Genomic DNA, 21249 nt, shown 5'->3' with positions numbered 1-21249 from the left:
GCAGCGTGCCGCGCAGGGCGTGCCCCGGCCCCGATGTTGTCGATCATTGAGAGGGCACCACAGCCGGAAGGCCGGCCTCGGAAGAGCACCCTGCTTCCTGGGTCAATTTGCGAGACATGGAATTGAGGACCACCATCCGGTCCTTGTCGATGCTGTTGCCCCGCATTTTGGCGGCGGTGGAATACAGCTCCGCCTTCACGTATCGCGTATCGCCGACGTACGCCTCTTCGGACGGCGCTTTGGTGGTGCATCGAAAGAACAGATCAGCCCCATTGGGCCCCGCGTGCGCATACACGCCAAGCGCATACCTGGTCTGGTGGCCGCCGGATTCCTGCTGAGTGGCCGAGGGGTAACTGCTTGATGCCGAGAACCGGATCTCGAGAAGAGGCTCCCCGCTGTCGTCACCCGCCTTGTAAACCCAGCACGCACTTCGCTTGCGGTACTCGTCATGCAGGTGCTCGACCGCGGTCTTCAACGAAAACTTGCGCGGCTCACCTGCCTCATTGGTTCCTGAGCCTTCGTCGAACCGACTCGTGCCGCCCAGGCTTTGCAGCGCTTCGCCGGCTGTGGTGTCGAGCGTTCCATCGCAGATTCTGCCCGCGGCGACGCCCGTGCCCAACTCCTCCTTGTTACCCTTCTTGGAGTTGTCTCCGCAACCGCCGACGAGCAGCGTCACGGCTGCTACAAAAAGGGCCGTGCTGCGCCTACAGTATCTTGGCAGAGGTTGCATCTTCCATCCATGATCAGTCCTTGTACGGCGGTCGGCCTCGGTAGTCGTTCTCGTGTGAGCCGGTACCCAAATAGCTGATCTTTACTTCCTGGACCCATTGCTGCTCATCAGCCTTGTCCCTCGCCTGCGGATGGTCCTTGAAGTACGAGTCATAGGTCGAACCGAGGTCGTCCACTCCCTGGCCATAGAACTTGCGGCTGGTCATCTGCGACGGGACAAGCGGATCGGATTCCGCATCGTCCGTGGCCTTGTCGATTTCATGGCCCAGCAGCGTGTTGGCCGCGTCGGTGACCGTGTCCGCCGCGAGAGGGGCGATGAAGAGAGCAGCGGCGGTTGATCCAGGAAGGGGAACGGCTGCCACACCACCCGCGACGACTGCCCCGACCATCAGTTTCTTCCAGTCGGCCGACCTGCCCAGTGCCTTGTTGGCATCATCAGAATTCTCGCCGTACGTCATTTCTGCTTGCTGTACACGAGAGTTGTCCAGGATGCCGCGGGATTCCGCACCCACCGTCATGATGTCCCGCGCGTGGTTTATGTTCGCATCGCTGGTCGGCGGGTGCGCATCCAGCATGCTCAAGGTGTAGAGGTGCTGGGCCGTCGTCACAACCTTGTGCGAGTTCTCGTCCTGTCCGAGAACGCTCAGGAAATCGATGGCTCCCTGGCTCCCGAAGTGCGCGCGCCCCGCGTACCGGGCAGGGAAGTCAGCCGTGTCTTTGCTGTGGTCGCCGATGCCGGAAAGCTCGTAGTCGATGTCATCGATGTACGCACCGCCCATCTTGCCCAGGCTGTCGGCGAGTTCGGGCTGGTCATGCAGCATTCTCGGTCCATCCTGACCCCCGTAGAGATGGACCACCTGCTCCATGACACTTGCCGTGGCCGCGGTGCGTCGGTCGCCCGCCACCACGTCCTTTGCGTCGGCGTCGGAGGAGTATCCGGTGGTGGCCGCCTCTAGAGCATGACCCAGCGAGTCCCGCCCCGCAACGTAGTCGTGCTTGCCCTCAAGAGTGGTGTCAGACACCCAGACGCGTTCCTTGGTTAGGTACTTCAGATGGTCATTGACCTCGGAGTCCTTGTTGACGGTGTCACCGGTGCCGTCGGGTTGCGCGAAGAACTGCGTCGACGCATCCGGGTTGTGGCCGAGCGCCTCCAGGAAGCCGGTCACTGGGTCGCGACCCCGGTCGTTCTTGTACCCCCAGTAATTGAGGTCGCCCTGGTTCGCGTTGTTGACCCAGAGGTTGATGCCCTCGCCGTTGACCTTCTTGTCGTAAGCCAGAAGCCCGTTGCCGTAGTCGTTGAGAAACTGGTCGTCGTAGTCGCCGAAACGCATGAGGTTGCTCATGACGGCGTAACCGGTCGGATTGCTGGCGTCGTCGATCCCGAGCAGGTCGGGACCGAGCTTGATCATCTGCTTCTCCCAGCTCTGCATCCTGTCGCTGTCGGAGAGCGTGGCCAGACCGATGGTGGTCCCGAGGTTCTTCTGGAGCTCCTTGGCCTGCTCGGCACGGTCGGGGTCGTATGTGCCCTGGTAGGGGTCGGCGATGCCGGCCCAGAAGGTGAGCACCTTCTTGGGGCCGGACTGCGTGGCGAGCTCTTCCGCGAAGAGCGGGTCGTCCTTGTACTTGGCCAAGGTGGAGTTGAGCGACGCCAGCTCCGTGTTCGTCACGTCATGCGGGTTCTTCGCGAGGATTGCTGCCATCCGGTCGGCGTCCGCGACCGCCTTGGCGGCTTCGTCGCGGTTCTCGTAGTGGGCGCTGGAGAATCCGTACTTGGCCTGGTCGACGAGAAGTTTGAGTGCCCTTGCCGCAGTGTTGTCGCATTCGGTCGCATTGTTGAGGATGCGCTGGACCTCGTTGCGGAGATCGTCGACGTCTTTCTGGCTGACCGGGCTTGTCTTGCCGCTCGGATCGGAGGCCCAGTCGGGACGGGGATTCCCGGTGACGGTGAACGTGCCGTGACCGGTGTCGATGACGGTGCAGTACTTGTAGGGGGTGCGCTCGAGCGTGTCGTTCAATTGGTCGCGGTAGCCGATGAGTTCGCCACGTGTGTCCTTGAGGATCTTTGTGATGGAGTCCGCCTGGGTGTGGGCGTCTGCGAACTCCTTTGCGGTCTTGTCGATGAACTCCCGGCTCACCTGCGCGTTGACTCCGGCCCAACTCGCCTTGTCCGCAGCGCCCTTCAGGTTCTTGCGGGCGTCCTCTTCCAGGTTCGCGAGATCCTTGGTCATCTCCTCCCAGTCGGTGATGGCCTCACCGAGCTGCGAGAAGTTGCCATGCCGCAGGGCATCGAGATCCATCGCCGTCAGCTGCCCTTCCGCTCGTCGAAGCCCTTGTCCAGCTGGGAGATGCTGCTGAGCGTGCCGGCGATGTAGGTGTCGTCCGCGGCATGCTGGTTCTTGGTGTAGCGCAGGTGATTGGAGATGTGGGCGCAGGCGTCGAGCAGGGTCTGCGCCTGGTCGACCCAGTGCTCGGCGACATGATCGAGTGCCGCCCCGAGCGCGAATCCCTCGCTCTTGAGCCCTCCGGCCGCCTTCATGGAAGAGAGGCGGGCCCGGTCGTGGTACCGGTCGAAGTCGTTGAAGAGTGCGCGTGCCGCTGATCCGATCGAGGCGAGGTCTTTCTGGTGCACGTTGAGGTCACCGCGGGTGCTGCCGCCGCCTCCTCCATCGGGAGCGGCGAGTTGGTTGAGCTGCGTGTGTGTCACACCGCCCTGCCGACGCGCCTGTGCGTCCGTCTTCAGCTGCTCCCACTCTTCCCATGCCATGGGTGATCATCCCCCGCGAAGTGGCCGCTCGGTCATGGGTTTGCCGCAGGACCGTCTAGCGTTCCCCAGTGGATCGTCTGATGCGGGTAAAAATATCAGGACGTACGAACTGACAGAGCGGCGATCCCGATTGCGCACAACGCCTCCACCTCAGCTCTGTGCAGAACGCCAAGATGCCGCGGACCATCACGGTCCGCGGCATCCGGTTCGGCTCGAGAGCCGTATCGCTCGAAAGGGTGACTGTCCGCTAGGACTCCACCAACCCCACCTGCACCATGGGCTTCCCCCGCTTCCGAGAAACGAAGATCCCCCGCCCCGCCGGCATCGGCCGCGGCCGGACCCCGCCGAGCAGTTCGCCCTCCGCCGGGTCGCCGGCGAGGACGACGCCCTGGGCGCCGAGTTCCTTGATGCGCTGCATGAAGGACTCGTAGCCGGCGCGGCCGGCGCCCGCCGTGGAGCGGGCGATGATGAAGCGGACGCCGACGTCGCGGGCGAAGGGGAGCAGTTCCGTCAGGCCTGCCAGCGGGTTGCCGCTCGACGTGGACACGAGGTCGTAGTCGTCGATGACGACGTACACCGTGGGGCCCCGCCACCAGCTGCGGTTGCGCAGCTGCTCGGGGGTCACGTCGGCCGTCGGCGTACGGCGCTGCATCAGGTCGGCCAGCGCGTCCATGTGGTGCTGCATCTGGTTCGACATGGGGATGTACTCGGCCAGGTGCGAGTCCGGGGTCACCCCGAGCAGCGAGCGCCGGTTGTCGACGACGAACAGCTTGCAGCTCTGGCCGTCGTAGCGCTCGGTGAGGCGCTTGATCAGCAGCTTCAGCAGGTTGGACTTGCCGGACTCGCTCTCGCCGAACACCAGGAAGAACGGGTCCTGCTCGAAGTCCACGAACACCGGCTCGAGGTTGTCCTCGTCGAGGGCGAAGGAGACACCCCGGTTCGGGAACTGGTCGCCGGGCGGGAGCTGGGCCGCCGGGAACTCGCGGGGCAGCAGGCGCACCTCGGGCGCGCCGGGCTCCTGCCAGTGCCGGGTGACCTCGGCCGCCAGCGCGGTCGTGGCCTCCGCCAGGTCCGTGTCGGAGGAGAGGCCGTCGATGCGCGGGACCGCCGCCATGAAGTGCTGCTTCTGCGGGGTCTGGCCGCGGCCCGGCACCCCGGTGGGCACGTTGGCCGCCACCTTGCGGTCGATGTCCGAGTCCATCGGGTCACCGAGCCGCAGCTCCAGGCGGTTCATCAGGTGGTCCTTGAGGTTCGATCGGACCTCCATCGAACGCGACGCGGTGATGATCACGTGGATTCCGTAGCCGAGACCGCGCTGGGCCATGTCCAGGACCAGCGGCTCCAGCGCCTCGTAGTCCGTGCGGAAGTTGCCCCAGCCGTCGATGACGAGGAAGACATCACCCCAGGGCTGGTCGGTGACCGAGATGTCGCCGCGCGCCCGACGGGAGCGGAACTCCGCGATGGAGGAGATGCCCGCCGAGCGGAAGTACTCCTCGCGCCGGGTCATGACGCCGTACGCCTCGGCCGCCGTACGCCGGACCTTCTCCGGGTCGAGGCGTGAGGCCACGCCGCCCACATGGGGCAGGCCGGACACCGCGGCCATACCGCCACCGCCGAAGTCCAGGCCGTAGAACTGCACTTCTCGAGGGGTGTGGGTGAGGGCGAACGACGCGATGATCGAGCGCAGCAGTGTCGACTTGCCGGACTGCGGGCCGCCGATGATCTGCATATGGCCGGCCGCGCCGCCGAAGTCGAGCCACAGCGGGTCGCGCCGCTGCTCGTAGGGCTTGTCGATGAGGCCGACGGGGACGACGAGCCGGCCGGCGCCCTCGTAGCCCGGCTGGGTCATGCCACGGCCGGGCACCGGAGCGAGGCCCGGCAGCAGCGCGTCGAGCGACGGCGGGCTGTCCAGCGGGGGCAGCCATACCTGGTGGGCGGCCGGACCCTGCGCCTCCAGGCGCCGCACGATCACGTCGAGGACGGTGTCGGCGAGCGCGTCGTCCTGCTGTTCGGTCGCCACCTCCTTGCGCTGCTGCGGGATCGGCGCGTACTGCACCGGCACTTCCGCTGCGGTGAACAGGACCGGCCTGCGGTCGACGGGCAGCGGGCCGCCGAACGCCGCGGCCTGCTGCGAGCTCGTGCGGTACACGCCGGAGACGTACGCCGCCTTGAACCGCGTCATTTCGTCGGTGCCGAACTTCAGGAAACCGGAACCCGGCACGTTCGGCAGCTCGTAGGCGTCCGGGACACCGATCGCGGCGCGGGACTCGGCCGCCGAGAACGTGCGCAGGCCGATGCGGTACGACAGATAGGTCTCCAGGCCGCGCAGCCGGCCCTCCTCCAGGCGCTGCGAGGCCAGCAGCAGGTGCACGCCCAGCGAACGGCCGATACGGCCGATCTGCACGAACATCTCGATGAAGTCCGGCTTGGCGGTCAGCAGCTCGCTGAACTCGTCGATCACCAGCACGAGGGACGGGATCGGCTGCAGGGGGGCGCCGGCCGCGCGGGCCTTCTCGTAGTCGTGGATGTTGGCGTAGTTGCCCGCGTCGCGCAGCAGCTCCTGGCGGCGGTTCAGCTCACCGCGGATCGAGTCGCCCATGCGGTCGACGAGGGTCAGGTCGTCGGCCAGGTTGGTGATCACGGCCGCCACGTGCGGCAGTTGGGCCATGCCCGCGAACGTGGCGCCACCCTTGAAGTCGGCGAGGACGAAGTTCAGCGTCTCGGAGGAGTGGGTCACGGCGAGGCCGAGAACCAGCGTGCGCAGCAGTTCCGACTTGCCGGACCCGGTGGCGCCGACGCACAGGCCGTGCGGGCCCATGCCCTCCTGCGCGGCCTCCTTGAGGTCGAGCATGACGGGCCGGCCGTCCTCACCGACACCGATCGGCACCCGCAGCCGCTCCGACTGCGAGCGCGGCCGCCAGGTCCGCTTCGGGTCGACCGAGGCCGCGTCGCCCAGGTTCAGCAGGTCCGTGAACTCAAGGTTGGCGAGCAGCGGTTCGTCGTCGTCCCCGCCCGACGCCACCCGCAGCGGCGCCAGTTGGCGGGCGAGCGCCTCGGCGGCCTCGTACGACAGGACGTCCGGCGTCCCCTCGTAGACCATGCCGTGGGCCGACTCCAGGCGCAGCTCCTTGGGCTGCACGACGACGGACAGGTCGCCGCGGCCGATGGTGAGGTCGCCCGGCACGATCTCCAGGACCGTCACTCCCTGCATGCCCTCGGGGCTGGCCAGCAAGGAGGTCGGGGGCAGGGAGGCGCCGTCGAGCACGACCACCACATGCGGCTGCTCGGGGACCGGGGGGCCGCCGGGGTGGAAGCGCGGGCGGCCCTGGAGACGGGAGGCGAGCCGGTCCTCCAGCTCCACCGGGTCGGTGGTGATCAGACGGATGCTGCCGGCGCCGTCGGCGAGGCCCGGGGCCTGCACGTGCGGCAGCCACTTGGCCCATTCCCACTCGGGTGCCGACCGGCGCTCGGCGACGACGGCGATGACCAGGTCCTCGGGGGAGTGCAGCGAGGCGAGGGAGGCGGTGACGGCACGGGCGGCGCCGCGCACGGTGCCGGGCTCGCCGCTGATCGTCACGTGGTAGAAGGCGCGCAACGAGACCGCCATCGGCAGCTCGTCGAGGGTGCTGTGCGTGGCCAGGAAGCGCTGCATGGCGCCCGCGGTGAGCGGCTCCAGCTCGTCCACCGGGGCGGTCTCCGGCGGGATCAGGGGAGTGGCCAGGGACTGCGGACCGAGACCCACGCGCACCTGTCCGAAGTCCTCGTCCCCGGTGCGCCGTTCCCACACCCGGCTGCCCTCGGCGACCAGCGCCCACAGTTGCTCCGGCGAAGGGTGCATGTAGTACTGCGCGTCGCGCTGGGCCTTGGCGGTGTCCAGGGCGGCGCGCCGGGTCTGCGAGAGGTAACGCAGGTAGTCACGGCGCATGTCGGCCATCTGCCCCTGGTTGCCGCGCCGGTAGCGGACCAGCATCGAGATGCCCATGGCGACAGTGGAGGCCACCATCAGCAGGCCCATGATCTTCATGAAGGGCTGGGCCTGCGGATTGAAGAAGAACACCACCGACCCGCCCATGCCGAGCATGGGCAGGAGCTGCATCCAAGCGCTCTCCTGCTGGCCGCGCGGAAGTTCCGGCGGAGCTTGCAGCAGGACCTCGTCCGTGGGCACTTCCTTCGGCAGTGCCCGCGGTGGGCGCTTGACGACGATGTGGCTCACTACGCACCAATTCCCTTGCCGGACCGAGATTTTTCGTCCGCCGCCCCGTGTCAGGCGAACGTCGATCGCGAAGCGCGATCCTACTGACAACCACTGACAACGGCTGGCGGTAGGGTGCCGGTGAGACGCGTGAGCAGTTGCGAATCGTTCCGGGAAAACTCGGGCAATCCGCAACGGTTCGAAGGAGGCGCCTCCCCGCAAACCCCGGATGCGACCGCTCGGTTGACCGGTGGAGCGTGTGGCGCCGCACAACCTACACAGGATTTTTACGGGCGGAAGGTGCGCGGCGGTACCGCGGCCGCCCCACCACCGACGAGGGGGAACAGCAGGTGAGCATGACGGCCTCCGCGCCGGCCGGCGCGACCGGCGGACACGGCACCGGAGCCCCTTCCGGGGCGGGCATGGGATTCGGCTTCTGCAGGGTCACCATCGTGGCGCCCGACAGCCGCATCGACGTGGCGCTGCCCGACGACGTACCGGTCGCCGACCTGTACCCGGAGATACTGCGCCTGGCCCAGCAGAGCCCTGCCGAGGGCGCTCCGGTCGGCTACCACCTCGTACGGCGCGACGGCACCGTCCTCGACGGCGCCCGGTCCTTCACGGCGCAGCGCATCCTCGACGGCGAGCTGCTCACCCTGCGCCCGTTCGCCGAGTCGCTGCCGCCCGCCGTCCTCGACGACGTCTCCGAGGCGGTGGCCTCCGCCGTCACCCGCGACCGCACCCTGTGGAGCGGCGACCTCACCCGCGCCGCCGGTCTCGTCGCGGGCGGCATCCTGCCCGCGCTGCTCGCCTTCGTGGCCTGGAGCGCCCAGATCCACCACGACATGCACAGCCTGCAGGGCATCATCGCGGGCGTCACCGGCATCCTGCTGGTCACCATCGCCTGCGTACGCGCGCGTGTGTACGACGACCGGGGCTCCGCGGTCGCGCTGGGACTCGGCGCCCTGCCGAACATCGGCGTGGCCGGTTCGGGACTGCTGCCGCTCGCCCATCACGAGGGCATCGGACGGCTCCAGTTCCTCCTCGCCTGCACAGCGGTCCTCGTCGCCTCCCTGGTGCTCACCCTGGTCTCGCCCGGCGGTGACGGCCCCTTCGTGGCGTTCCTCTTCGCCTCCACCATCGGCCTGGTCACCACCTTCATCGCGACCCTCACCGATCTGAAGCCCATCGAGACGGCCGCCATCTGCGCCCCGCTGTCCGTCGTGGCGCTGGCCTTCCTGCCGGGCCTGTCCATGCGCTTCGCGAGGCTGCCCATCGGCTTCGAACCGCCCAACCCCTCCCGCGGCGGCTACGACACCGGCGAGCCCGCCCCGCAGGAGCCCGTGGACGCCGAGCGGGTGGCCGCCCAGGCCCGGCGCGGCCATGAACTCCTCGTCGGCCTCGTCGGAGGCTGTGCCCTGGTGGCCGTGGGCGCGTCGATCGTCCTCGGCTTCTCCAGCAACATCTGGGCCCAGCTCCTGGCCCTCGCGACCGGCGTGGCGATGCTGATGCGGGCCCACCTCTTCCGCTACACCGCACAGGTCGGTGCCACCCTGGCGGCCGGCCTCGCCGCCCTCGTCTTCCTCGGCCTCGGGCTCGCCCTGAACCCGCCCCGGGGCTACTTGATCGACGCCTTCCAGGGCGACACCTCGGCGCTCGACATCCGCAGCATCTGGCTCGCCGCGGCGGTCGGCGCGGCCACCGCCCTGGTCACCGCGATCGGTCTGATCACTCCGCGCCGCGGTGTCACCCCCTTCTGGGGCCGCTTCCTGGAGATCGCCGAGAGCTTCGTCCTGCTCACGCTGATCCCGCTGGCGCTGGCCGTGTTCGACGTGTACGCGCGTGCACGGGCGATGACCAGCTGAGGACCGACGCCGGGAAAGCCACGGAGAGGACAAGGGGCGGCACGCATCCGTGCCGCCCCTTTTCCGTCTTCCGCTCACTGCGCCGAAAGTCCCCCGTTGCGCTCCGCCGGCTCCAGATCGAACTCCCCGTCCCGCGCCCCCAGCACGAACGCACGCCACTCCGCCTCGGTGTAGCGCAGCACGGTGTCGTGGTCGAGGGAGGAGCGCATCGCCACCGCCCCGCCGGGCAGGTACGCGATCTCGACCCGCTCCTCGTGCTCCTCCGTGCCGGGCGCGCACTGCCACTCCACGCCGGAGATGTCGAGCGCGTACAGCTCGTCCCGTTCCCGCTCCTTGCGCGCCTTGACGTCTTCCTGCGATTCCGGCGCCGGTGTCCCGGCGCTCGTGCCCTGTGTCTCGGCCATGGTGAAGCGGCCCCCTTCGGCATACGGACGGCGTTGCGCCGTCACCCTACTGGGAGACCACGCACGCGTACCGTGAAACCGGCTGGTCAACGCCTGGAGGAGGGACGGCCGATCTCACCGGGCGGCCGCTTGTGCCCGGAGCGCGGAGATTTCGTCACAGGCACGCAATGCGCGTGCCCATGACATGCCATGGGCACGTAAATTCCCGGGCATGAGCATGCCTGGCACCGCCCCATGGTCCCTCCCGTCGACCGACCCCCTTGCCCTGGGGCGCGGCCGGGGCGGCGGTTACCACAGCAGCTATCACGGCAGCTACTCCAGCGGCCACCACCACTACGGGAGCCACGGATCCGGTGGCGGCGGCTTCGTGTGGATCACGGTCATCGTCCTGGTCCTCGTGATCGTGGCCGTCCTCATCTGGAACGCCCGGCGCGACGGGTGACACGGACGGCCGAACCGTACTGGTACCCTGAGTGACGGCCGTTTGTGTACGCACCTCCGGAGCCCACTGAAAGGGCTCTGGTGGCCGCGCCCAGCGGATCCCCGCCTCCCGAGTAACGGAAGCTCCCCCGAGACGTAGACCGGGGGCACTCGGTGGCATTCAACAGACTATGAGGAGTACGCGTGTCGCTCGACGCCGCTACGAAGAAGCAGATCATGGCCGAGTTCGGTACCAAGGAGGGTGACACCGGCTCCCCCGAGGTCCAGGTCGCTCTGCTCTCCCGTCGGATCTCCGACCTGACGGAGCACCTCAAGACCCACAAGCACGACCACCACTCCCGTCGTGGCCTGCTGATCCTCGTCGGTCAGCGCCGCCGCCTTCTCCAGTACCTGGCGAAGAAGGACATCCAGCGCTTCCGTACGCTGGTCGACCGCCTCGGCATCCGCCGTGGTGCGGCCGGCGCCAAGTAAGACGCCGTGAAGGGAGCGGTTCCCGGAAGGACCCGGGGGCCGCTCCCTTCGTCGTACGTGCGGAAACCTTCCTTGCACGTGCGGAAACGTGCGGAGTGTCACTCACGCTTTGTAGTGTGGTAGCACAACGCAATACGTACGACACAGAACGACGTACGACACAGAACGAGGAGAAGCGCACCTAGCCGCCGCCGGTCCTCGGTAGTGGCCCCCGGGGGGAAGCGAGCCCCGGGTGCTTCGATCGAAGACCGGCCCGCACCGCACGGCGCGCTTCTCCACCGCAGTCCCCCTGCCACACGGGCAGCCAAGGGACGAAAGACGATATGTAACGGAGAAAACGCTAGTGGAGAACGAGACCCACTACGCCGAGGCCGTCATCGACAATGGCGCCTTCGGCACCCGTACGATCCGCTTCGAGACGGGCCGCCTGGCCAAGCAGGCCGCCGGTTCCGCCGTGGCCTACCTGGACGACGACACCATGGTGCTGTCGGCCACCACCGCCTCCAAGAACCCCAAGGACCAGCTCGACTTCTTCCCGCTGACGGTCGACGTCGAGGAGCGGATGTACGCGGCCGGGAAGATCCCCGGTTCCTTCTTCCGCCGTGAGGGCCGCCCCTCCGAGGACGCCATCCTCACCTGCCGCCTCATCGACCGCCCGCTGCGCCCGTCCTTCAAGAAGGGCCTGCGCAACGAGATCCAGGTCGTCTGCACGGTCATGGCGCTCAACCCCGACCACCTGTACGACGTCGTGGCGATCAACGCCGCGTCCGCGTCCACGCAGCTGGCCGGTCTGCCCTTCTCCGGCCCGATCGGCGGCGTCCGCGTCGCGCTGATCCGCGGTCAGTGGGTCGCCTTCCCGACGCACACCGAGCTCGAGGACGCCGTCTTCGACATGGTGGTCGCCGGCCGCGTCCTGGAGGACGGCGACGTCGCGATCATGATGGTCGAGGCCGAGGCCACCGAGAAGACCATCAAGCTGGTCGAGGGTGGCTCCGAGGCGCCGACCGAGGAGGTCGTCGCCGCCGGTCTGGAGGCCGCCAAGCCCTTCATCAAGGTCCTGTGCCGCGCCCAGTCCGACCTCGCCGCCAAGGCCGCCAAGCCGGTCGGCGAGTTCCCGATCTTCCTGGACTACCAGGACGACGTCCTGGAGGCCCTGACCGCCGCGGTCAAGCCCGAGCTCGCCCAGGCGCTCACCATCGCCGGCAAGCAGGAGCGCGAGGCCGAGCTGGACCGCGTCAAGGGTCTCGCCGCCGAGAAGCTCCTGCCGGAGTTCGAGGGCCGCGAGAAGGAGATCTCCGCCGCGTACCGCTCGCTCACCAAGCAGCTGGTCCGCGAGCGCGTGATCAAGGAGAAGAAGCGCATCGACGGCCGCGGCGTGACGGACATCCGTACGCTCGCCGCCGAGGTCGAGGCGATTCCGCGGGTGCACGGTTCCGCGCTGTTCGAGCGTGGCGAGACCCAGATCCTGGGCGTCACCACCCTCAACATGCTCCGCATGGAGCAGCAGCTGGACACCCTCTCCCCGGTGACCCGCAAGCGCTACATGCACAACTACAACTTCCCGCCGTACTCCACCGGTGAGACCGGCCGCGTCGGCTCCCCGAAGCGCCGCGAGATCGGCCACGGCGCCCTCGCCGAGCGCGCGCTCGTGCCGGTGCTGCCGACGCGCGAGGAGTTCCCGTACGCGATCCGCCAGGTGTCCGAGGCCCTCGGCTCCAACGGATCGACGTCCATGGGCTCGGTCTGCGCCTCCACCATGTCGCTGCTGAACGCCGGTGTGCCGCTGAAGGCCCCGGTCGCCGGTATCGCCATGGGTCTGATCTCCCAGGAGATCGAGGGCGAGACGCACTACGTCACCCTCACCGACATCCTCGGTGCCGAGGACGCCTTCGGCGACATGGACTTCAAGGTCGCCGGCACCAAGGAGTTCGTGACCGCCCTCCAGCTCGACACCAAGCTGGACGGCATCCCCGCCTCCGTCCTGGCCGCGGCCCTCAAGCAGGCCCGCGACGCCCGCCTGCACATCCTCGACGTGATGATGGAGGCCATCGACCGGCCCGACGAGATGAGCCCGCACGCCCCGCGGATCATCACCGTCAAGATCCCGGTCGACAAGATCGGCGAGGTCATCGGCCCCAAGGGCAAGATGATCAACCAGATCCAGGAGGACACGGGCGCCGAGATCACCATCGAGGACGACGGCACGATCTACATCGGTGCCGCCGACGGCCCCTCCGCCGAGGCCGCCCGCGCCACGATCAACGGCATCGCCAACCCGACGATGCCCGAGGTCGGCGAGCGCTACCTCGGTACGGTCGTCAAGACGACCACCTTCGGTGCGTTCGTCTCCCTGCTGCCCGGCAAGGACGGTCTGCTGCACATCTCGCAGATCCGCAAGCTGGCCGGCGGCAAGCGCGTGGAGAACGTCGAGGACGTCCTCGGCGTGGGCCAGAAGGTCCAGGTCGAGATCGCCGAGATCGACTCCCGCGGCAAGCTCTCCCTCGTTCCGGTGATCGAGGGCGAGGAAGGCAACGACGAGAACAAGGACGACGCCGAGCAGTGACGTCCCGTAGCTCCAAGGTGACGGCCCGCCCCTCTTCGGAGGCGCGGGCCGTCGCCCGTACCCAAACCCTCATCAAGGGCACAGGCGGCATCGGCACGGTCCGCAAGACCACCCTTCCGGGCGGCCTGCGCATCGTCACCGAGACCCTGCCCTCGGTCCGCTCCGCGACCTTCGGCATCTGGGCGCACGTCGGCTCCCGCGACGAGACCCCGGCCCTCAACGGCGCCACGCACTACCTGGAGCACCTGCTCTTCAAGGGCACGCAGAAGCGCAGCGCGCTGGACATCTCCTCCGCCATCGACGCCGTCGGCGGCGAGATGAACGCGTTCACGGCCAAGGAGTACACGTGCTACTACGCGCGCGTGCTCGACACCGACCTGCCGCTGGCCATCGACGTCGTCTGCGACATGCTGACCGGCTCGCTGATCCTGGAGGAGGACGTCGACGTCGAGCGCGGCGCGATCCTCGAAGAGATCGCCATGACCGAGGACGACCCGGGCGACTGTGTGCACGACCTGTTCGCGCACACCATGTTCGGCAACAACGCCCTCGGCCGCCCCGTCCTCGGCACGGTCGACACGGTCAACGCCCTCACCGCCGACCGCATCCGCCGCTTCTACCGGAAGCACTACGACCCCACCCACCTGGTGGTCGCCTGCGCCGGCAACATCGACCACAACAAGGTCGTACGACAGGTCCGCGCGGCCTTCGAGAGGGCGGGCGCGTTCAACGGCCTAGAAGCGCAGCCCATCGGCCCGCGCGACGGCAGCCGTACGATCCGCACCTCCGGCAAGGTCGAGCTGCTCGGCCGCAAGACCGAGCAGGCGCATGTCGTCCTCGGCATGCCGGGCCTCGCCCGCACCGACGACCGCCGCTGGGCCATGGGCGTGCTCAACACCGCCCTCGGCGGTGGCATGTCCTCCCGCCTCTTCCAGGAGGTCCGGGAGAAGCGCGGCCTCGCCTACAGCGTGTACTCGTACACCTCCGGCTTCGCCGACTGCGGTCTGTTCGGGGTGTACGCCGGCTGCCGGCCGAGCCAGGTGCACGACGTGCTGAAGATCTGCCGCGACGAACTCGACCACGTCGCCGTCAACGGCCTCACCGACGACGAGATCGCCCGCGCCATCGGCCAGCTCCAGGGCTCCACCGTCCTCGGCCTGGAGGACACCGGAGCGCTGATGAACCGCATCGGCAAGAGCGAGCTGTGCTGGGGCGAGCAGATGTCCGTCGACGACATGCTGGACCGGATAGCCGCGGTCACCCCGGACGAGGTCCGCTCGGTCGCCCGCGACATCCTGGGACAGCGCCCGTCGCTGTCGGTCATCGGCCCGCTGAAGGACAAGCAGGCCGCGCGGCTGCACGACGCCGTCGCCTAACCACTCCTGACAAGGAAGCACAAGAGATGAGCAAGCTGCGCGTGGCGGTCCTCGGTGCCAGGGGCCGGATCGGGTCCGAGGCGGTCAAGGCGGTCGAGGCCGCCGAGGACATGGAGCTGGTCGCCGCCCTCGGCCGGGGCGACAAGCTCCAGACGCTGGCGGAGACCGGCGCTCAGGTGGCCGTCGAGCTGACCACTCCCGACTCGGTCATGGACAACCTCGACTTCTGCGTGCACCACGGCATCCACGCGGTCGTCGGTACGACGGGCTGGACCGAGGAGCGCCTCGCGCAGCTGAAGGGCTGGCTGGCCGAGTCTCCGGAGACCGGTGTGCTCATCGCGCCCAACTTCTCCATCGGGGCCGTGCTGACGATGAAGTTCGCGCAGATCGCCGCGCCGTACTTCGAGTCGGTCGAGGTCGTCGAGCTGCACCACCCGAAGAAGGTGGACGCGCCGAGCGGTACGGCCACGCGCACGGCTCAGCTCATCGCCGAGGCCCGCAGGGCCGCCGGTACGGCCCCGGCGCCGGACGCCACGGTGACGGCCCTGGACGGCGCGCGGGGCGCCAGCGTCGACGGGATCCCGGTCCACGCCGTCCGCCTGCGCGGCCTGCTGGCCCACCAGGAGGTGCTGCTCGGCGGCGAGGGGGAGACCCTGACCATCCGCCACGACTCCCTGCACCACAGCAGCTTCATGCCGGGCATCCTCCTCGGCGTCCGCCGCGTGGTGACCGCTCCGGGCCTGACCTTCGGCCTGGAACACTTCCTGGACCTGAGCTGAGACAGACTCCCCGATGCGCGCGAAGATCACCTACCTCGTCACGGCCGCCGTCCTGGTCTTCTACTTCGTCCTGGTCGGCAGCCGCGGCGTGCTGCTCATCCAGTCCGGCACGGTCCTGACCGTCACCTTCGGGGTGGCGGTGCTGATCCTGCCGGTCATCGGCCTGTGGTTCCTGTGGAAGAACACCCAGTTCGTCCGCAGGGCCAACGCCCTCGCCGCCGAACTCGACGCCGAGGGCGGCCTGCCGGTCGACGAGCTGAAGCGCCTGCCCAGCGGCCGGATCGACCGCGACTCGGCCGATGAGGTCTTCGCGAAGCGCAAGGCCGAGACCGAGGCGTCCCCCGACGACTGGCGCTGCTGGTTCCGCCTCGCCGTCGCCTACCACGACGCCCGCGACACCCCACGCGCCCGCAAGGCGATGCAGCGGGCCATCGCCCTGCACGACGGCAGGCCGGTCGAGGCCTGACGCCGGCCGGCGGCCGTACCCACCTGGCTACGGGCAGTCATGCCGCTGGGGGCGGCACGGCGGCACCTCCCGGCGCGCGGCGGCCGTCCCCGCCCCCGGCCCGCACCAGCACAGGGCCGCAGTTCGGTCAGCGGCGCCTGCCGCCGTACTCCGCCGCCCAAGCCTCCACCGTGTCCGCCGCGCGATCGAACGCGGCCGGGCGGCCCAGGAAGTCCAGCGTGTGCGTCGTCAGCAACTCAGACGTGTCCTCGGCCGCCCGCTCCCTGCGTACGAGCGTCAGCGCCTGCCCCTGCACCGTCCGCGGCAGCCCCAGCCAGCGCACCGGCTGCTGCACCGTCCGCACCGAGAGCACCCGCGCCCACGGCGCCGTACGCGTCACCAGGAAGCCGACGTGGCGCAGCCCCCGCCCGCTCACCCACACGCCCATGCGCAGCAGCCGCAGCGAGCCCGCGATGACGAGGAGTGCCCCGACGAAGACCGCCCCGGCCGAGGACACCGAGCCGGTCAGGGCGATGGCCACCGCGGCGAACAGCACGAAGGAGGCGAGCAGCAGCGCCAGTGCCGCCACAGCCACCCGCCAGGGACCGGGACGGTAGGGGCGCCGCCAGCGCTCCCGGTCGTCGTACGGCAGCGCGCTCTCGGAAGCGGCCTCGAAGGTCTCGAAGGTGCGGTCGGCCGTCAGAAAGGACAGGGGCACGGCTGTTCCTCACTCGGTGCATGCGTGGCTGTGCCGGTGAGGCTATCCGCCGCTGTGCCCGCCCACCACCCTTGGGTGGCCGGAAGAGTCAGTGCCCCTGGGAGGCCTGGGACTGCTGTGTCGGCGTACTGGACGGGGTGGACATCGCCGGCATGCCGAGGATCAGGGCTCCCACCAGCCCGGCGACGAGGGTGAGTCCCAGCAGCCAGCGCCCGGCTATCTCCCCGAGGGAAGAGCGCGGACGGGGCGGGGGAGTGACATTGCTGCGGAACCTGTCCGCCTCGGCCAGGAAGGCGAAGGGTACGGGCTCGCGCCGACGGAACATCGGGGGAACGTCTCCTTTCGGGGTCGAACGTGTAGGCCTCACCGATACAGACGCTCGAGTGACACAAAAGGTGCCCATGTCGGAAAAAATCCGTGGTGGGATTTTTGAGGCCAGGTACCGTCGAGGTACTGCCGTGGCCCGGGCGGGTGCCCCGTAAGGTGGGCGCGAACCACAGCTGTGATGGGAAGGACCCCAACCCCCGTGACCACCCCCGAGTCGCTCACGTTCCGCACTGACGTCACCGTCGAGCTGGTGAAGTCCAGTGCCTCGGACGCCGACGTCCTCTTCGCCGCGCGGGTCTCCACCGCCGGCGAGCAGTCCCTGGACGAGCTGAAGAAGGACCCCGAGCGCTCCAAGGGCCTGATCAACTACCTGATGCGCGACCGGCACGGCAGCCCGTTCGAGCACAACTCGATGACGTTCTTCATTGGCGCTCCGATCTTCGTCTTCCGCGAGTTCATGCGGCACCGGGTCGGCTGGTCGTACAACGAGGAGTCCGGCCGCTACCGGGAGCTCCAGCCGGTCTTCTACGTCCCCGGCGCCGAGCGCAAGCTCGTGCAGGAGGGCCGCCCCGGCAAGTACGTCTTCGTCGAGGGCACCCCGGCCCAGCACGAGGCGGTCACCGGCACCCTGCGGGAGTCGTACGAGCAGGCGTACGCGGCGTACCAGAAGATGCTCGCCGAGGGCGTCGCCCGTGAGGTCGCCCGCGCGGCCCTCCCCGTCGGCCTCTACTCCTCGATGTACGCCACCTGCAACGCCCGCTCCCTGATGCACTTCCTCGGCCTGCGCACCCAGCACGAGCTGGCCAAGGTGCCGTCGTTCCCGCAGCGGGAGATCGAGATGGTCGGCGAGAAGATGGAGGCGGAGTGGGCGAAGCTCATGCCGCTGACCTACGCAGCCTTCAACGCCAACGGACGGGTGGCTCCGTAGCGAAGCCCTCTTCGCCCGCGCGGAACGGATGTACGGATCAGCCTCGCGAAGTGTCCGTATTGCGGCATTTAGAGAAGTTCATCTAGCCTGATCAAACGGACCCGGCACTGCTTGAACCCCCGAGCAGGCAGTGCCGGGCTCCGCATTTGTCCTGACTTTCCCGACCCCCCGAGGGCAGACCGCATAGGGAGCACCGAGTAGCGTGTTACCCATGGCTCCGACCTCGACTCCGCAGACCCCCTTCGGGCGGGTCCTCACCGCCATGGTCACGCCCTTCACGGCGGACGGCGCACTCGACCTCGACGGCGCGCAGCGGCTCGCCGCCCATCTGGTGGACGCAGGCAACGACGGCCTGATCATCAACGGCACCACCGGCGAGTCCCCCACCACCAGCGATGCGGAGAAATCGGACCTCGTACGAGCCGTCCTGGAGGCCGTCGGAGACCGCGCCCACGTCGTCGCCGGCGTCGGCACCAACGACACCCACCACAGCATCGAGCTGGCCCGCCAGGCCGAGCGCGACGGCGCGCACGGCCTGCTGGTCGTCACGCCGTACTACAACAAGCCCCCGCAGGAGGGCCTGTACCGGCACTTCACGGCCGTCGCCGACGCCACCGGCCTGCCGGTCATGCTCTACGACATCCCCGGCCGCAGCGGCGTCCCGATCAACACCGAGACCCTCGTCCGGCTCGCCGAGCACCCCCGGATCGTCGCCAACAAGGACGCCAAGGGCGACCTCGGCCGCGCCAGCTGGGCCATCGCCGAGTCCGGCCTCGCCTGGTACTCCGGCGACGACATGCTCAACCTGCCCCTGCTCTCCGTGGGCGCGGTCGGCTTCGTCTCGGTCGTCGGTCACGTCGTCACCCCCGACCTGCGCGCCCTCGTCGACGCGTACGTCTCCGGCGACGTCGTCAAGGCCACCGAGATCCACCAGAAGCTGCTCCCGGTCTACACCGGCATGTTCCGCACCCAGGGCGTCATGACCACCAAGGCCGCGCTCGCCCTCCAGGGACTGCCCGCGGGCCCGCTGCGCCCGCCCATGGTGGAGTGCTCGCCCGAGGAGATCGCCCAGCTCAAGATCGATCTTGCCGCAGGCGGGGTACAGCTCTGACAACAGACTTGGCACCACCCAGGCTTCACAACTGAAGATCAACAGAAAAGACGGGCCACCGGTGCCCGCACCCCACAACGACAACTGCTTCTGCACGAACGTCTCACGCGCCACGTGCCCGACCGGTACGTGGCGCGTGTGGTGAGGAGAGTCTTTTGAGTCATCCGCATCCTGAACTCGGCCCGCCCCCGCCCCTCCCCGAGGGCGGTCTTCGGGTCACCCCGCTCGGCGGTCTCGGCGAGATCGGCCGAAACATGACGGTCTTCGAGTACGGCGGCCGCCTGTTGATCGTCGACTGCGGAGTGCTCTTCCCCGAGGAGGAGCAGCCCGGAATCGACCTGATCCTGCCGGACTTCTCGTCCGTCCGGGACCGCCTCGACGACATCGAGGGCATCGTCCTGACGCACGGCCACGAGGACCACATCGGCGGTGTCCCGTTCCTGCTCCGCGAGAAGCCGGACATCCCGCTGATCGGCTCCAAGCTGACCCTCGCCCTGATCGAGGCCAAGCTCCAGGAACACCGGATCCGCCCGTACACCCTTGAGGTGGCCGAGGGGAACCGTGAACGCATCGGCCCCTTCGACTGCGAGTTCGTCGCCGTCAACCACTCCATCCCGGACGCGCTGGCCGTCGCCATCCGCACCCCCGCCGGCATGGCGGTGCACACCGGCGACTTCAAGATGGACCAGCTCCCGCTGGACAACCGCCTCACCGACCTGCACGCCTTCGCCCGGCTGAGCGAGGAGGGCATCGACCTCCTGCTCACCGACTCCACGAACGCCGAGGTCCCGGGCTTCACTCCGCACGAGCGCGACATCTCCAACGTGCTGCGCCAGGTCTTCGCCGGCGCCCGCAAGCGGATCATCGTGGCGAGCTTCGCCAGCCACGTCCACCGCATCCAGCAGATCCTGGACGCCGCCCACGAGTACGGCCGCCGGGTCGCCTTCGTCGGCCGCTCCATGGTCCGCAACATGGGCATCGCCCGTGACCTCGGCTATCTGAAGGTCCCGCCGGGCCTGGTGGTCGACGTCAAGACGCTGGACGACCTGCCCGACCACGAGGTGGTCCTGGTCTGCACGGGCTCCCAGGGCGAGCCGATGGCGGCACTGTCGAGGATGGCGAACAGGGATCACCAGATCCGGATCGTCGAGGGCGACACGGTCATCCTGGCGTCCTCGCTCATCCCCGGAAACGAGAACGCGGTCTACCGCGTGATCAACGGCCTGACCCGCTGGGGCGCCAACGTCGTCCACAAGGGCAACGCCAAGGTGCACGTTTCCGGCCACGCCTCCGCGGGCGAGCTGCTGTACTTCTACAACATCTGCCGCCCGAAGAACCTCATGCCGGTCCACGGCGAGTGGCGCCACCTGCGCGCCAACGCCGAGCTAGGAGCACTCACCGGCGTCCCGCACGACCGGATCGTCATCGCCGAGGACGGCGTCGTGGTCGACCTGGTCGAGGGCAAGGCCAAGATCTCCGGCAAGGTCCAGGCGGGTTACGTCTACGTCGACGGCCTCTCCGTCGGCGATGTCGGTGAGCCCGCCCTGAAGGACCGCAAGATCCTCGGCGACGAGGGCATCATCTCGGTCTTCGTGGTGGTGGACTCGTCCACCGGCAAGATCACCGGTGGCCCGCACGTCCAGGCGCGCGGCTCCGGCATCGAGGACTCGGCCTTTGCCGACGTCATCCCGAAGATCACGGAAGCGCTGGAGCGCTCCGCCCAGGACGGTGTCGTGGAGCCGCATCAGCTCCAGCAACTCGTCCGGCGCACTCTCGGCAAGTGGGTCTCGGACACGTATCGCCGCAGGCCGATGATCCTGCCTGTGGTCGTGGAGGTCTGACGGCCCGTCGGAGCATCACCCGAGCGGGGCGCCTCGATTTGCATCGAGGCGCCCCGCTCCAGTACGTTTACGGCTCCGCCCAACCGGGAACCCCAGCACTTCACGCGCTGGACACGGGTGCCCGGAGGGGGCGGGAAACCCGACTCAGAACTTCTGATAAAGTCGGAACCGCCGGAAAGGAAACCGCGAGAAAGCGCGGGAACCTGGAAAGCACCGAGGAAATCGGATCGAGAAAAGGTCTGATAGAGTCGGAAACACCGAAGGGAAGCGCCCGGAGGAAAGCCCGAGAGGGTGA

At 68.5% G+C, this 21249-nt stretch carries 17 protein-coding genes; 10 read left to right on the top strand and 7 right to left on the bottom strand.

Translation table 11 applies throughout. The features are described from left to right. Positions 1-43 precede the first annotated feature (43 nt). From ACFYOH_RS21745 to eccCa, 4 genes are all read right to left on the bottom strand, one after another. A complete protein-coding gene (locus ACFYOH_RS21745; protein WP_388627771.1) occupies positions 44-676 on the bottom strand; it encodes a hypothetical protein in 633 nt (210 codons plus the stop codon). Between the two features lie 67 nt (positions 677-743). Beyond that, complete coding sequence (locus ACFYOH_RS21740) at positions 744-3026, bottom strand: hypothetical protein (RefSeq protein WP_388627769.1); 2283 nt, start codon at positions 3024-3026, stop codon at positions 744-746. Between the two features lie 5 nt (positions 3027-3031). Then, a complete protein-coding gene (locus ACFYOH_RS21735; protein ID WP_388627768.1) occupies positions 3032-3493 on the bottom strand; it encodes a hypothetical protein in 462 nt (153 codons plus the stop codon). Between the two features lie 247 nt (positions 3494-3740). Next, positions 3741-7706: a type VII secretion protein EccCa gene (gene eccCa / locus ACFYOH_RS21730; RefSeq protein ID WP_388627767.1), complete on the bottom strand. Its 3966-nt coding sequence runs from the start codon at positions 7704-7706 to the stop codon at positions 3741-3743. Positions 7707-8041: 335 nt separating this feature from the next. Here eccCa and eccD point away from each other — a divergent pair, with 335 nt between their 5' ends. After that, positions 8042-9550 carry a type VII secretion integral membrane protein EccD gene (eccD, locus tag ACFYOH_RS21725; protein ID WP_388627766.1) on the top strand — a complete coding sequence of 503 codons (1509 nt, stop codon included), beginning with the start codon at positions 8042-8044 and terminating at the stop codon, positions 9548-9550. 74 nt (positions 9551-9624) lie between these two features. On the opposite strand, the gene ACFYOH_RS21720 is transcribed toward eccD, so the two are convergent. Beyond that, a complete protein-coding gene (locus ACFYOH_RS21720) occupies positions 9625-9954 on the bottom strand; it encodes a DUF397 domain-containing protein (RefSeq protein WP_388627765.1) in 330 nt (109 codons plus the stop codon). Positions 9955-10165: 211 nt separating this feature from the next. On the opposite strand from ACFYOH_RS21720, the gene ACFYOH_RS21715 reads away from it, so the two are divergent. From ACFYOH_RS21715 to ACFYOH_RS21690, 6 genes are all read left to right on the top strand, one after another. Next, a complete protein-coding gene (locus ACFYOH_RS21715) occupies positions 10166-10396 on the top strand; it encodes a hypothetical protein (RefSeq protein WP_388627764.1) in 231 nt (76 codons plus the stop codon). Positions 10397-10578: 182 nt separating this feature from the next. Next, positions 10579-10866 carry a 30S ribosomal protein S15 gene (gene rpsO, locus ACFYOH_RS21710; protein WP_031118350.1) on the top strand — a complete coding sequence of 96 codons (288 nt, stop codon included), beginning with the start codon at positions 10579-10581 and terminating at the stop codon, positions 10864-10866. Positions 10867-11209: 343 nt separating this feature from the next. Beyond that, a complete protein-coding gene (locus tag ACFYOH_RS21705; protein ID WP_388627762.1) occupies positions 11210-13429 on the top strand; it encodes a polyribonucleotide nucleotidyltransferase in 2220 nt (739 codons plus the stop codon). Continuing rightward, entirely contained in the window at positions 13426-14805 is a 1380-nt protein-coding gene (locus tag ACFYOH_RS21700) for a M16 family metallopeptidase (RefSeq protein ID WP_388627760.1), read from the top strand. The genes ACFYOH_RS21705 and ACFYOH_RS21700 overlap by 4 nt, the downstream gene beginning before the upstream one ends. A gap of 26 nt (positions 14806-14831) precedes the next feature. Further along, positions 14832-15584, top strand: coding sequence for a 4-hydroxy-tetrahydrodipicolinate reductase (gene dapB / locus ACFYOH_RS21695; protein ID WP_388627759.1), 753 nt, complete (start codon positions 14832-14834; stop codon positions 15582-15584). A gap of 13 nt (positions 15585-15597) precedes the next feature. After that, positions 15598-16050: a hypothetical protein gene (locus tag ACFYOH_RS21690; RefSeq protein ID WP_388627758.1), complete on the top strand. Its 453-nt coding sequence runs from the start codon at positions 15598-15600 to the stop codon at positions 16048-16050. A 127-nt stretch (positions 16051-16177) separates the two neighbouring features. Here the strand turns inward: ACFYOH_RS21690 and ACFYOH_RS21685 are convergent, their stop codons facing one another. Continuing rightward, entirely contained in the window at positions 16178-16747 is a 570-nt protein-coding gene (locus ACFYOH_RS21685) for a hypothetical protein (RefSeq protein WP_388627756.1), read from the bottom strand. 88 nt (positions 16748-16835) lie between these two features. Further along, positions 16836-17072 (bottom strand): hypothetical protein, encoded by a 237-nt coding sequence (locus tag ACFYOH_RS21680; protein ID WP_388627755.1) that lies wholly within the window; start codon positions 17070-17072, stop codon positions 16836-16838. Between the two features lie 180 nt (positions 17073-17252). Between ACFYOH_RS21680 and thyX the strand changes: the two genes are divergently transcribed. The 3 genes from thyX (at position 17253) to ACFYOH_RS21665 (ending at position 20954) form a co-directional block, all read left to right on the top strand. Beyond that, positions 17253-18002 (top strand): FAD-dependent thymidylate synthase, encoded by a 750-nt coding sequence (gene thyX / locus ACFYOH_RS21675; protein WP_388627754.1) that lies wholly within the window; start codon positions 17253-17255, stop codon positions 18000-18002. Between the two features lie 211 nt (positions 18003-18213). After that, the gene (dapA, locus tag ACFYOH_RS21670; RefSeq protein ID WP_388627752.1) at positions 18214-19113 is read left to right on the top strand and encodes a 4-hydroxy-tetrahydrodipicolinate synthase; all 900 of its coding nucleotides are present in this window, start codon (positions 18214-18216) and stop codon (positions 19111-19113) included. A 155-nt stretch (positions 19114-19268) separates the two neighbouring features. Further along, positions 19269-20954 carry a ribonuclease J gene (locus ACFYOH_RS21665; RefSeq protein WP_388627750.1) on the top strand — a complete coding sequence of 562 codons (1686 nt, stop codon included), beginning with the start codon at positions 19269-19271 and terminating at the stop codon, positions 20952-20954. Positions 20955-21249 lie beyond the last annotated feature (295 nt).

The organism is Streptomyces sp. NPDC007856, from assembly GCF_042868225.1.
Classification (GTDB): domain Bacteria; phylum Actinomycetota; class Actinomycetes; order Streptomycetales; family Streptomycetaceae; genus Streptomyces.
The sequence above is the reverse complement of the archived record's forward strand: the minus strand, read 5'-3'. Positions and strand labels throughout refer to the sequence as shown.

Coding starts and splice junctions, on each gene's coding strand:
- ACFYOH_RS21740 (WP_388627769.1), bottom strand. CDS start 3,026: ATGGATCTCGATGCCCTGCGGCATGGCAACTTCTCGCAGCTCGGTGAG.
- ACFYOH_RS21735 (WP_388627768.1), bottom strand. CDS start 3,493: ATGGCATGGGAAGAGTGGGAGCAGCTGAAGACGGACGCACAGGCGCGT.
- eccD (WP_388627766.1), top strand. CDS start 8,042: ATGACGGCCTCCGCGCCGGCCGGCGCGACCGGCGGACACGGCACCGGA.
- ACFYOH_RS21720 (WP_388627765.1), bottom strand. CDS start 9,954: ATGGCCGAGACACAGGGCACGAGCGCCGGGACACCGGCGCCGGAATCG.
- ACFYOH_RS21715 (WP_388627764.1), top strand. CDS start 10,166: ATGAGCATGCCTGGCACCGCCCCATGGTCCCTCCCGTCGACCGACCCC.
- dapB (WP_388627759.1), top strand. CDS start 14,832: ATGAGCAAGCTGCGCGTGGCGGTCCTCGGTGCCAGGGGCCGGATCGGG.
- ACFYOH_RS21690 (WP_388627758.1), top strand. CDS start 15,598: ATGCGCGCGAAGATCACCTACCTCGTCACGGCCGCCGTCCTGGTCTTC.
- ACFYOH_RS21680 (WP_388627755.1), bottom strand. CDS start 17,072: ATGTTCCGTCGGCGCGAGCCCGTACCCTTCGCCTTCCTGGCCGAGGCG.
- thyX (WP_388627754.1), top strand. CDS start 17,253: ATGGGAAGGACCCCAACCCCCGTGACCACCCCCGAGTCGCTCACGTTC.
- dapA (WP_388627752.1), top strand. CDS start 18,214: ATGGCTCCGACCTCGACTCCGCAGACCCCCTTCGGGCGGGTCCTCACC.